At 73.9% G+C, this 12,762-nt stretch carries 9 protein-coding genes; 6 read left to right on the forward strand and 3 right to left on the reverse strand.

The features are described 5' to 3' along the window. Positions 1-158: 158 nt before the first annotated feature. The 6 genes from AC0I8G_RS08940 (at position 159) to AC0I8G_RS08965 (ending at position 7,827) form a co-directional block, all read left to right on the forward strand. Complete coding sequence (locus tag AC0I8G_RS08940; RefSeq protein WP_471729587.1) at positions 159-563, forward strand: DUF6504 family protein; 405 nt, start codon at positions 159-161, stop codon at positions 561-563. Between the two features lie 59 nt (positions 564-622). After that, a complete protein-coding gene (locus AC0I8G_RS08945; protein ID WP_380260055.1) occupies positions 623-1,054 on the forward strand; it encodes an SAV_6107 family HEPN domain-containing protein in 432 nt (143 codons plus the stop codon). A 97-nt stretch (positions 1,055-1,151) separates the two neighbouring features. Continuing rightward, positions 1,152-5,114 carry a DNA polymerase III subunit alpha gene (locus AC0I8G_RS08950; protein WP_471729588.1) on the forward strand — a complete coding sequence of 1,321 codons (3,963 nt, stop codon included), beginning with the start codon at positions 1,152-1,154 and terminating at the stop codon, positions 5,112-5,114. A 91-nt stretch (positions 5,115-5,205) separates the two neighbouring features. Continuing rightward, entirely contained in the window at positions 5,206-5,955 is a 750-nt protein-coding gene (locus AC0I8G_RS08955; RefSeq protein ID WP_471729589.1) for a methyltransferase domain-containing protein, read from the forward strand. Between the two features lie 27 nt (positions 5,956-5,982). Then, entirely contained in the window at positions 5,983-7,209 is a 1,227-nt protein-coding gene (gene dinB / locus AC0I8G_RS08960) for a DNA polymerase IV (protein ID WP_471729590.1), read from the forward strand. Positions 7,210-7,431: 222 nt separating this feature from the next. Next, positions 7,432-7,827, forward strand: coding sequence for a DUF3040 domain-containing protein (locus AC0I8G_RS08965; RefSeq protein WP_328295682.1), 396 nt, complete (start codon positions 7,432-7,434; stop codon positions 7,825-7,827). A 113-nt stretch (positions 7,828-7,940) separates the two neighbouring features. On the opposite strand, the gene AC0I8G_RS08970 is transcribed toward AC0I8G_RS08965, so the two are convergent. The 3 genes from AC0I8G_RS08970 to AC0I8G_RS08980 are packed head-to-tail and all read right to left on the reverse strand — an operon-like array spanning position 7,941 to position 12,590. Further along, entirely contained in the window at positions 7,941-10,241 is a 2,301-nt protein-coding gene (locus tag AC0I8G_RS08970; protein ID WP_471729591.1) for a transglutaminase TgpA family protein, read from the reverse strand. Next, entirely contained in the window at positions 10,238-11,563 is a 1,326-nt protein-coding gene (locus tag AC0I8G_RS08975; protein WP_471729592.1) for a DUF58 domain-containing protein, read from the reverse strand. Before AC0I8G_RS08975 ends, AC0I8G_RS08970 begins: the two co-directional genes overlap by 4 nt. Before the next feature lie 7 nt (positions 11,564-11,570). Next, positions 11,571-12,590: an AAA family ATPase gene (locus tag AC0I8G_RS08980; protein ID WP_380260049.1), complete on the reverse strand. Its 1,020-nt coding sequence runs from the start codon at positions 12,588-12,590 to the stop codon at positions 11,571-11,573. Positions 12,591-12,762: the final 172 nt, after the last annotated feature.

Genomic DNA, 12,762 nt, shown 5'->3' on the forward strand with positions numbered 1-12,762 from the left:
CGGTGTTCGAACGTGGTGACCGCCCGGTGGCGCGGTCCGGGGGGAGGGGAAGCTCCGCGGGCCGCGCTCCGGGCGTGTCGTCGCGGGCCGCTTCCCCCGGCTCGCCGCGCTGCGGGTGATCCACTGCAGCGCCGGCTCGAGTGGGGAAGGTGACAGCGGTGCGACGGTTCTTCGACGAGGTCCACGTCCGGTCCGGTGCGGTGGGGGAGGCGCCCGACGAACCCGCCCAGTTCGTCTGGCACGGACGGCTCTACGTCGTGCGCGCGGTCCTGTCCCGGTGGCGTGAACGCAGCGCCTGGTGGGAGCACCCGGCCGTCGCCGCCGTCCACGGCGACGGCCCGACGGGCGGCGGTACGGCGACCGCGGTCCGTCCCGTCCTCGAGATCGGCGACCTCGAACGCGAGGTCTTCCGCGTCGAGGCCAGCGTCGGGCGCTCCGGTGCGATCGGTGTCTACGACCTCGCCCGATGCGTCCCGCCCGGAACGGCGGCTGTGTCGGAGGGCGCTGCTACTCCTTCTCCTGACGGGTCGGACGGCTGGCAGTTGCTGCGCGTCAGCGACTGACCAGCCGCCCGACCCCTCACCGAACCGCACCAGACCGACCGATCACGGAGGAGAACGCGATGCCCGCCACCCTCGACGTCCCCCAGGGTCTCCCGCGCCCGCTGACCACCGCCGCTCTCGACCTGCTCGAGCGCTGCGAGGACGAGCTGCTCGTCGCCCTGCGCTCCGACGACACCGCCGAGCGCTACGTCCACGCTCACCTCGCCGCACTGCGTGCGGGCGCTGCCCTCGTCGCCGTGCACGGACGTCCCACCAGTCCCCGGCGCAGCGGCCCCCGCAGCGTCTGGGAGATGCTCCCCGCCTTCGACCCCGCCCTGCAGGCGTGGGCCGAACGGTTCGCCGCGACCGCCCCGTTGCGTTCCGCGGTCGAGGCCGGCCGGACCGGCGTCGTCGACGAGGCTGCCGCCGAGGAACTCCTCACCGACGCCGAGCAGTTCCACCGCGTCGTGGAATCGCTGCTCGGGCTCAGCGCCCTCCCGCTGGCCGGCTGACCGCCGCGGGCGACCACCGGCGGACGCGCCCGCGACCCAGCACCTCGCACCACTCCGCTCGGCCTTCCCCACGGGCGCGTTCTCGAAGGACGTCCCCATGCGCACCACCGCACCCTCGAACTCCCCGTTCACGCACCTGCACGTGGCCTCCGGCTACTCGCTGCGCTACGGCACCTCGACCCCGACCGCTCTGGTCACCCGGGCCGCCGAACTCGACATGCCGACCCTCGCCCTCACCGACCGCGACGGTCTCTACGGCGCCGTGAAGTTCGTGCGCGCCTGCAGCGAGGCGGGGATCACCCCCGTCCTCGGCGTCGACCTCGCCACCGCCCCCAGCGGGCTGGTCGACGGTCTGCCGGCCTGGGCCGACCCCTCGGTCGCCGTGCGCCGCACCACCTCCCGCAACCCCACCCGCGGTGGGGCGGTCGTCGACCCCCGGCTGCCCCGGGTCACCGTGCTCGCCCTCGGCGCCGACGACGCCGGCGCCGCTCGCGGCTGGGCGGGGTTGTGCCGGCTGGTGAGCGAGACCCACCTCGGCGGGATGCGCGGAACTCCGGTCAGCAGCCTCGAACTCGTCGCGGCGAACGCCGTCGACACCTCGGGTCGTCCGGCCCTGGTCGTGCTGCTGGGCCCGGGGTCCGAACTCGGGCGGGCGGTGCTCGCCCGTCGCGACGACCTCGCCCGGTCCGTCCTGCAGCGGTGGCGGGACCTGCTGCCCGTCGGTTCGCTGCACGTCGAGGTGGTCTGCCACCACGCCCCGCCGGGAACGGCGGGCAGCGTCGAGCACGCCGCCCGGATGCTGGGCCTGGCCCGCGAGGCCGGGATTCCCGTCGTCCTCACCGCCGCCGTCCGCTCCGCCGGAACCGACGGGGCACCCACCGCCGACCTGCTCGACGCGATCCGCCGGCTCGTCCCGCTGGGCACCCGGCACCTGGACCGGACGACGGGACAGGGGCACCTGCTGCCCACGGCCGACATGGTCCGGACGGCGGCCGACGTCGCCCGTGCCGCCGGCGACCCCGGCTGGGCCGCGGAACTCCTGAACGCCACGACGACCCTGGCCGAACGTCTCCGCCTCGACCCGGCCACCGACCTCGGCATCGGCGCCCACCACCTGCCCGACCGGGAGGCCCTGGGGCTGGCGCCGGACGTCGAGGCGATCGCCGTCCTGCGTCGACGCTCCGAGGAGGGCATCCCCCGGCGCTACTCGGGTGCCGACCTCAAGCTCGAGGCCAGGGTCCGTCGCCGGCTCGACGAGGAACTCGAGATCATCGGGAAGGTCGGTTTCGCCAGCTACTTCCTCACCGTCGCCGACGTCTGCGACCTCACCCGGTCCCTGCACGTCCGGGTCGCGGCCCGCGGGTCGGGCGCAGGCAGCCTGGTCAACCACCTGCTGGGGATCTCCGACGTCGAACCCCTCGAGCACGGCCTGCTCATGGAACGGTTCCTCAACCCCCGCCGTGGGCAGCTGCCCGACATCGACCTCGACGTCGAGTCCGCCCGCCGCGAGGCCGTCTACGAGGCGATCCTGGACCGCTTCGGCGGTCAACGCGTCACCTGCGTGTCGATGATGGACAGCTACCGGGTGCGGCACGCCGTCCGCGACGTCGGTGCGGCGCTGGGTCTGCCCCCGGGGGAGGTGGACGCCATCGCCACGGCGTTCCCGCACCTGCGCGCCCGCGACGCCCGCAACGCCATCGCCGAGCTGCCCGAGCTGCGGCGCAGCGGGTTGGGGGAGGAACGCCTCGACGTCTTCTTCGACCTCGTCGAACGCCTCGACGGTCTGCCCCGCCACATCGCCCTGCACCCCTGCGGGGTCGTGCTGTCCAACCCCGCCCTGTTGGACCGGACCCCGGTGGAGGCCAGCTGGAAGGGTTTCCCGATGAGCCAGTTCGACAAGGACGACGTCGAGGACATGGGCCTGCTCAAGCTCGACGTCCTCGGGATCCGGATGCAGTCGGCGATGGCCTACGCGGTGCGGGAGGTCGAACGCGTCGAGGAGACGACGGTGGACCTCGACGACCGCGACCAGGTGCCGCTGGACGACCCGGCCACCTACAAGCTGATCCAGTCCACCCGCACCCTCGGCTGCTTCCAGATCGAGTCGCCCGGTCAGCGCGAACTCGTCGGCAAGTTCGCCCCCGCCACCTTCCACGACGTCATCGTCGACATCTCGCTGTTCCGTCCCGGACCGGTGAAGTCGGACATGGTCAACCCGTTCCTGCGCGCCCGGCAGGGCTGGGCGCAGCCGGAGTACCTCGACGACCGGCTCCGCCACGTGCTCGAGCAGACCTACGGGGTGGTCGTGTTCCACGAGCAGGTGATCGAACTCATCCAGGCCACCACCGGCCACGACCTCGCGGTCTCCGACGAGTACCGCCGCCACCTCGGCACCCGTGCCGGCCAGGAGGAGATGGAACCCCAGTTCAAGCGTCGCGCGATCGAGCACGGGTACCCCGAGGCGACGGTCGACCGGATCTGGGAGGTGCTCACGGCGTTCGCCTCGTTCGGGTTCTGCAAGGCCCACGCCGCTGCCTTCGCGTTGCCGACCTACCAGTCGGCGTGGCTGAAGGCGCACCACCCGGCCGCGTTCCTGGCCGGGGTCCTCACGCACGACCCGGGCATGTACCCGAAGCGGTTGATCCTCGACGACGCCCGCAACCTCGGCATCGAGGTGCTTGGCCTCGACGTCAACGCCTCCGACGACACCTACCGCGTCGAACGCGTGGACGTGCCCGAACCCCGGGCCGGGCACGACGGTCAGGAACTCCTCGACCCCTGGCTCGGTGGCCGCGGGGTGCGCAACGCCGACGGCCTGGGGGAGGGCATCGCCGACGGCACGGGTTTCGGCATCCGGCTCTCGTTGACCGACGTCAAGGGCATCTCCGAGGCCGAGGTCACCCGCATCGTCGCCGGCCGGCCCTACCGGTCGCTGGCCGACCTCTGGCACCGGGCCCGGCCCACCCGGCCGATCGCCGAACGACTCGTCCTGGCCGGTGCGCTGGACTCCCTGCACGGCATGCGTCCGGTCGGCCGGGCCGGCGACGCCGTCCCCCGCCGGGGCCGCGCCACCCGCCGGGACCTGCTGCTGCAGGTCGCCGAACTCGACCGCTGGAGCCGCTCGCCCACCGGCACCACCACCACCACCCGCGCCCGCAGGACCGCCCCGCGCAGCGGCCCCCTCGACGTCCGGGCGGCTGCGGACGCGCAGTCCCGGGCCGCCCGGCCCGTCGACGACTCCGCCCGCACCGTCCAGCTCGCCCTCGACCTCGGGGACGCCCCCGAGGAGGTCGCGCTCAGCGGGTTGCCCGAGATGACCGGGGCCGAACGGGTCCGGGCGGAACTCGACGTCCTCGGCCTCGACGTCAGTGCGCACGTCGTCGACTTCTACGCACCGCTGCTGCGGGCGCTGCAGGTCACCCCGGCCCGTGATCTGCGTTCGCGGCGCAACGCCGCCGAACTGCTCGTCGCCGGGGTGAAGGTCGCCACCCAGACCCCGCCGGTCCGCTCCGGGCGGCGTGTCGTCTTCCTCACCCTCGACGACACCACCGGCCCCCTCGACGCGACCTTCTTCGAGGACGCGCAGGGTCCCTACGCCGCGACGGTCTTCCACTCCTGGTTGCTCGTGGTGCGCGGGGTGCTGCGCCGCACCGGCCCGCGCGGGGTCTCGTTGCGCGCCACGGGCGCCTGGGAACTGCCCGCGTTGTGGGACGCCTGGACCGACGGCGGGATCGAGGTCGTGCGCGACCTCATCACCAGCGCCCCGAACCCCGAGTACTCCCGCGCTGCGACCGTCGGCGCCGCCGCCAGTCGTTCCTCCCGTCCGGTGATGACCCCGGCCCCGCACGCCGAGGAGCACGGTTCCGCCGGGGGGGTGGGCACCCGACGCGTGCTGGTGCACGCCAGCGGGTTCCGCCAGTCGCCCTACGCAGATCTGAGACCGGCGGGCGAGGACACCCGAAACTCCCGGTCCATCGGCCGGGCCGCGGCTCCCGAGGAGGACCGGGAGGAGCCCCCGCGCAAGCTGTGGCACTCCAGCCAGGGCAGTTCGGGGTGGTGACCGGGATGGCGGACGGGCTCGGCGGTACGGGGTGTCTAGGGTGGGGAGGCGCAGCACCGACCGGACGAACCGCACGACCCTGGAGGAACGAGTGGCGAAGGAACGGGGCCGTCCCCGCACGTCGACGGTCCTCTGGGAAGGGGTCGCACGCCTGCTCGAGGAGGCCGCGGGGTCGGGAGGCCCGGGCAGCGCTGAACTCACCGTCGTCGACCTCGGTGGCGGCACCGGTGGGCTCGCCGTGCGGGTCGCCGCGCTGGGTCACCGGGTCGTCGTCGTCGACCCCTCGCCCGACGCCCTCGCCGCGCTGGAGCGTCGCACCGTCGAGGCGGGGTTGTCGGACCGGGTCCGCTCCCTGCAGGGCGACGCGTCCGACCTCGCTGCCGTCCTCGAACCCGGCAGCGTCGACGTCCTGCTCTGCCACGGTGTCCTCGAGGTCGTGGACGACCCGGCCGCCGCGCTCCGGGCCGCGCACACGGTCCTGCGCCCCGGGGGCCGGCTCAGCCTGCTCGTCGCGCAGTGGCCGGCCACCGTCCTCTCCCGCGTCCTCGCGGGTCACCTCGACCAGGCGCTGCACGTGCTCTCCGACCCCGACCACCGCTGGAGCGGGCACGACCCGCTGCGCCGACGCTTCGACCGCGCCTCGGCGACGGCCCTGGCCGAAGCGGTCGGGTTCGACGTCACCGCGGTCGAGGGAACCCGGACCTTCAGCGACGTCGTGCCCTCGGCCGGCACCGGGTCCGACGACGCCCTCGCCCTCCTGCGCGAGCTGGAGTCGCGGGCCTCGGCCTCACCGGAGCTGCTCGGTCTCGCCGGCCACCTGCACCTGCACGCGACCCGCTGAACCGCTCCCTCCCACGGGGAGGGGGCGGTGAGCCGCCGGCAGCTGCGGCGTCCCAGCGCACCCGGTGGCTGGGGACTGGACGACGACGACTCCGGCTGCACGGTGCTGCACGTCGACATGGACGCCTTCTACGCCTCCGTCGAACTGCTGCGCCGCCCCGACCTGGTCGGCACCCCGGTCATCGTCGGCGGCGGCAGCCGCGGGGTGGTGCTGTCCGCGACCTACGAAGCTCGCCGCTACGGCGTGCACGCCGCCATGCCCATGGCCCGCGCCCGACGGTTGTGCCCGAGCGCCACCGTCCTGCTCCCGCACCACGAGGACTACTCCCGGATCTCCGCGGGGGTCATGGAGGTGTTCCGGTCGGTCACCCCGGTCGTCGAACCGCTCAGCCTCGACGAGGCCTTCCTCGACGTCTCCGGTGCGCTCCGCCGCCTCGGCCGCCCGGCTCAGATCGGCGCGGCCCTGCGTGACCGGATCGCCGACGAGCAGGGCATCACCTGCTCCGTCGGGGTCGCCTCGACGAAGTTCGTCGCCAAGCTCGCCTCCGGTGGGGCCAAACCCGACGGCCTGCTGGTGGTCCCGCACGCCCAGACGGTCGCCTTCCTGCACGCGTTGCCCGTCTCGGCGTTGTGGGGGGTGGGGGAGCGCACCGAGGAGGCGCTGGCCCGGCTCGGCCTGCGGACCGTCGCCGACATCGCCCACACCCCGGAGTCGACGCTGGTGCGCGGCTTGGGGGAGGCCACCGGCAAGCACCTGCACGCCCTGGCCTGGGGCCGCGACGGACGTCGGGTCGTGGCGGTCGCCCCCGAACGCAGCATCGGCTCCGAGGAGACGTTCTCCCGCGACGTCGACGACCCCCGGGTGGTGCACCGCGAACTGCTGCGGCTGGCTGAGCGGACCGCCTCGCGCGCCCGGGCCGCGGGGATGGCCGGACGCACGGTCGTCCTCAAGGTCCGCTTCGCCGACTTCACGACGATCACCCGGTCCCGCACCCTGCGCGAACGCACCGACGTCACCCGGGAGATCCACACGACCGCCCGTGACCTCTTCGACGCCCTCGCCCTGGACCGCGCCCGGTTGCGCCTGGTCGGGGTCCGGCTGGAAGGGCTGGCCGACGCCGCGACCCAGCCGCGGCAGCTGGTCCTCGGGGAACGGGCCCACGGGTGGCGCGAGGCCGACGGGGCGGTCGACCAGGCCGGTGCCCGCTTCGGGGCCGGGAGTGTGAGACCTGCCACTCTCCTCACCCCCCGGTGATCGCCAGGCCCTGGGGAGCGTTCCCGGTGGGCATCCGGCACACTCGTCTGACCTGCGGTGGAACCGACTGCAGAGCTGCGTCGTTCATCCGGCAGAGGTACGAGACACGCCAACAGCACCACGGCACGACGGTCGGTACGCGACGATGTGGTAAGCCGAGTTTCGTCCGCAGCCGCGGGGACATATCCTTGAAGCTCAACGTGCGCACGCCAGGAGGTACAGGTGCCGCTCTCGGAACATGAGCAGCGTCTGCTCGAGCAGATGGAACGTGCGCTGTCCGCGGACGATCCCAAGTTCGCCAACGCCATGAAAGGTTCTCGTCACGGACGCGCCGCCAAGCGGCGCCTCTTCATCGGCATCGCTGCCGTCGTGGTGGGTCTCGTGCTCCTCATCATCGGGGCCAGCATGAGTCTGATCTGGCTGGGAGCAGGCGGTTTCATCGTCATGCTCGCCGGCACGATCTGGGCCTTCTCGCCGGCTCGGGGAACGTCGGGGACCGCCGCCGGACAGCCTCCCGCGAGTGGCCCACGCCCGACGCGACCGGCCAAGTCGCGGAAGAGCGGGTCTTTCATGGAACGCCTCGAGCAACGGTGGGACCGCCGACGCGGTCAGTGGTGATCCACTCCGCACCGGACCCGGTCCGGTGCGGACCACACGCAGAACACCAGGACGGGCGCCGCGAGATCCTCGCGGCGCCCGTCCTCGTCGTACCCCGGTGAGCCGGGGACCGGTCAGTCCCGGTCCCACCACGCCAGCAGCCGACGCACCCCGGCCATCGGGAACAGCCGCGCCCGCCACCGCTGCCACCGCGACCGGCTCGCCGCCACGGTGTCGACCACGACGTCGACCTGCGCCCGGACCAGGCGCCCGGTCTGGGCTGCCGTGCGCGACTCCACCAGCACCGAACCCGCCGCGGTGGGCCGGGAGCCGAAGCGGTTGCCCTCCACCGCCGCGCGCATCCGCTGGACCTCCTCCGCCGCGGGCGAGCCGGGAACGGTGAACGCCAGCAACTCCGCCGCCCGCTGACGGGGTGTCGTCGACGGGGGCCAGTGCACCCCCAGGTCGTGGACCCGTTCCTCCAGTTCCGACCAGGCCGCCTCCGCCGAGGAACCGGTGTCGTGCACCCCGGCCCACCGCCGCCGCCCGGTCACCACCGCAGACACCCACGGCGTGAGGACCAGCAGCACCAGCAGCAGGGCTCCGAGGATCCATCCCCACGGCAGCGCAGCCACCCGGCCCCAGCCGGTCAGCGGCGCAGCGTCAGCCGCACCGGTCGCGGTCGAGGTCGCGGTCGAGGAGGTCGCCGTCGGGGACGAGGCGGACGGCCCGGCGACGGGCGCCGAGGCCGAGGAGGACGGAGTCGCCGTCGGCACCGGGGTCAGCGGTACCGTCCAGGACGGCGACCGACCGGTCCGGGTGGCGGGCGTGGGTTCGAAGCGGGTCCAGCCCACTCCCTCGAAGTACAGCTCCGGCCAGGCGTGCGCGTCCTGCGCACTGATCCGCCAGCTGCTGGTGCCGTCGTCGCCGCCGGTGGAGTTCTCCTGACCCGGCAGGAACCCGATGGCCACCCGGGCGGGGATCCCCAGCGAGCGGGCCATCACGGCCATCGCCGAGGCGAACTGCACGCAGAACCCCGACTTCTGGGTCAGGAAGTCCACGACCGCACTCGTGCCGCCGTCGTTGGGGGCGTCCGTCGAGTAGGTGAACCCCCCGGTGGAACGGAACCACTGCTGCAACGCGGCGGCCTTCTCGTACGGGTTGCTCGCCCCACCCGTGACCTGCTCGGCCGTCTGCTGAACGACCGGAGGCAGGTCCTTCGGCAGCTCGGTGTAACGCGACTCGATGTCGCCCGGTGCCGCGGGGGCGGCCCGCAGCTGGTCCTCCGTCGGCGTCACCTCGAGGTGGTTCACCGTGTAGGAGCGGCCCCGGGTCGTCTCACCGTCGCCGACGACGTTGAGGCTGTCGGTCTCGTAGAGCCAGTCGCCATTGATGGCGACCTCGAGGCTCGGGTACGGCAGCGGGAGGTACGTCTGGTCCAGCCCGCGCACCGAGATCGAGGTGGTGCGCACCGTCGAGGCGTCGCGCACCACCTCGGACAGGCCCGGCGCGGGTGACAGACCGTCCTGCACCCGCTGGCTGCGGGGGATGTCCGCCCCCGTGCTCGGCGCCCACGTCTCGCCGTCGAACACGTCAGCGGTCACGATCCGCAACGGCGCGGGATCGGGCTGATCGGTCCGGTACGTCAGGATCGTGGCGTCCGACCGCGCGCCCAGGCTGGCCTTGAGGTTCAGGATCGGGTTGATCACCGCGATGGTGTCGCCCGGGCCGGTGTCGATGGTCAGCGGCCGTTCGTCCAGACCCGGGACCGCCGCGGGCACGGCGATCGCAGCCACCAGCGCGACGGCCGCCGTGGCGCTCGCGGTCACCCCCGCGACCGAACGGCGGGCGGACCCGGCCGGGCGCAGGAAGGCCCCGCGACGGTCGCCCGCCAGCAGCACCAGGAACGGGATGCTCGCGATGACGAAGGCGATCGCCCCGGAACCACCGGGGGCCAGGGCCAACGGCACCGCCATCACGACGAGCAGCGGCAACCCCGCCAGCGCGGGCCGTCGCAGGGTGACGGCGAAGAGGTCCACGGCGAGGGACGTGAGCCCCGCACCCGTCACCAGCAGCAACCGCAGCCCCCGCAGGTCGACGGCCGGCACGCTGTAGCGACGGATGACCTGCACCCCGTCGGTGGCCAGCTGCACGAACCGGCCCGGGGTGCTGGGCGTGGGGAGGACCCCGAGCAGGGTGGTGCTCCCGCCGAACAGCACGAGGAGCACCGCCAGCAGGACGAGGACCTGCACCCCGACGGCGAGCCCCCGACGACGGAACAGTCCCCGGACCAGCAACCCCGAGGCGGTCACGGCGCAGACCATCCCCAGGGCCCCGACGACCCACCCGGAGGAGACGACGAGCGGGCGCAGGGTGAGGACGGCGGCGGCGCTCGCGACTCCCGCCCACAGGGCGGTACGGGCACTTCGGGTCACGGGGCGACCTCCTGGTCGGTGAGCGGGGTGGTGTCGCTGACGCCGGCGGCCGTGCCGGAGGAGACCCCCGTCGGTACCCCCCGCGCACCGGTGCGGGTCAGCCGGGCCCAGACGTCGGAGACGGGGTCACCGGGACCGGCGAGCGCGGTGCGCCAGCCGGCCCGGGCCAGGACCAGGTGCGCACGCTGCAGACCGGCGCCGTCCTCCGACGGCCCGGGACTCGCCCAGGCCGCGGTCCGTTCCAGGATCGCCAGCGCGGGCACCCCGAGCGGGCGCGCAGCCAGCAGCGGAGCGACGTCGTCCTCGTCGACGGCCCCGAGGACCGCGACCAGCAGGGTGGACTCGGCGCGCCCGAGGGCGGCGGTGGAACGCGCCAGCCCGTCCGGCGAGCCGGGCTGCAACCGGGCCAGCGAGCGCATCAACCCGCGGACGGCGGAGGTGTCGTCGAGCTCGCGCGGGGGGTCGAAGGCGCCGTCGTGCAGCAGTCGGACACGGTGCCCGCGCCGGTGCAGGTGCACGGCGGCCGAGGCGGTCAGGCTGACCGCCCACTCCAGCGAGGAACCCGCGCCCCGGCCCGCGTGCGCCCCCGCCCGGCTGTCCAGCAGCAGCACCACGTCGGGGCGGCCGGGGTGCTCGTCGGAACGCACCATGACCGACCCGCGACGAGCGGTGGAGCGCCAGTGCACCCGACGCAGGTCGTCGCCGACGCGGTACTCCCGGATCGACACGTCGTCGGGGGAGGCGGCCGCCGAGGCGCTCGCGGACGAACCGCGGGCTCCACCCAGCTCACCGAGGGTGAGGTCGGCCAGCGGGTGGACGCGGGGCAGAACGTCGAGGGTGACGCTCTCGCCGACGGTCCGGCTGGCCGTCACGAGGCCGAACACGTCACGGGCGATCAACGTCGCCGGTCCGAGGGGGTAGGACCCCCGGACCTCAGCTCTCACCTTGTACTCGAGGTCGAGGGTCTGGCCCTCCTGGAGGCGCGGCACGGCGAGGCGCGCCGTCCCGCCGAGCGTCAGCGGAGCCTGGTCCTCCACGACGAGGCGCACGCCGGACCGCGACCGGCCGAGGACGGTCAACCGCACGGTGCTGGAGACCCCGGCCTCGACCAGTTCGGACTTCGACCTCGCCACGAGGTCGAGGGTTCTCGCGCTGCGCACCGACGACCAGCCGGCGACGACGAGGAGCACCGCCAGCAGGACCCCGACCCGCAGGATGTCGCGCTGCCCCAGCACGGGGGCGCCGATCAGCAGCACCACCGCGACGCCGGCGAAGGACCACCCCCGCGCGGTCGGGCGCAGACGCACCGGACCCTGGTTCACCGTGCGCTCACCGCGGCGAGGGGAGGGCCGTCGTGCGCAGGACGTCGGTGACCACGTCGGACCCGTCCCGGCCGGCGAGCAGAGCGTCCGCGGTCAGCAGCAGGCGGTGGGAGACGACGGGGACCGCGAGGGCCTGGACGTCGTCGGGCAGGACGTGGTCACGCCCTTCGAGCGCAGCCCGGGAGCGGGCCGCCCGCAGCAGGTGCAGGGCGGCGCGGGGCGAGGCGCCCAGACGCAGGTCCGGGTGCACCCGCGTGCGCCGCACCAGGTCCACGACGTACTGTTTCAGCGCCTCGGCGGCGTGCACGCTGCGGACGGCCCGGGCGAGGAGCCGAACCTCGGCGACGTCCACGACGGGACTCACCGCGTCCAGCGGGGCCGCTCCGCCGTGCTCGTTGAGCATGGTCAGTTCCGCGTCGGCCGAGGGGTAGCCCATCGAGATCCGCGCCATGAACCGGTCGCGCTGCGCCTCGGGCAGCGGGTAGGTGCCGTCCATCTCCACCGGGTTCTGGGTGGCGAAGACGATGAAGGGCCGGTCCAGCTTCCAGGTGGTGCCGTCCACGGTCACCTGGCCCTCCTCCATGCACTCCAGCAACGCCGACTGGGTCTTGGGCGAAGCGCGGTTGATCTCGTCGCCGATGACGACGTTGGCGAACACCGCACCCGGGCGGAACTCGAAGGCACCGCGCTCCTGGTTCCAGATGCTCGACCCGGTGACGTCGCTGGGGAGCAGGTCGGGGGTGAACTGGATCCGGCGGACCGTCCCGTCCACGGCCCGGGCGAGGGTCTTGGCGAGCATCGTCTTGCCGACCCCGGGCACGTCCTCGACGAGCAGGTGCCCCTCGGCGAACAGGACGGTCAGCGCGAGGCGGACCGTCTCGTCCTTGCCCTGGATGACCCGGTCCACGGTCGTGGCGAGCGCGTCGGCGGTGCCGCGCAGGCGTTCCAGGGCCGCGGGGAGCTCCCGGGGGTCGAGGGCGAGGGGCTCGCCGGAGTGGCTGCCCGGGAGTGCGCTCGTCGTGGTCACGTGGCCTCGTCTCGTCGATGGGCGTCCGCGGGTGCGAACGTCCGGAGCCGCCGAAGGGTGCCCGAACCCCTCAGGTCCGAGCACCCCAGCGCGCGACGGCTCCACTCTGCCCCACGACACAGGCGCTCCGCCCGTTCACTCCCACACCCGTTCCCCCCACCTCCCTCCACCC

This window comes from Kineococcus sp. AC630 (assembly GCF_979255925.1).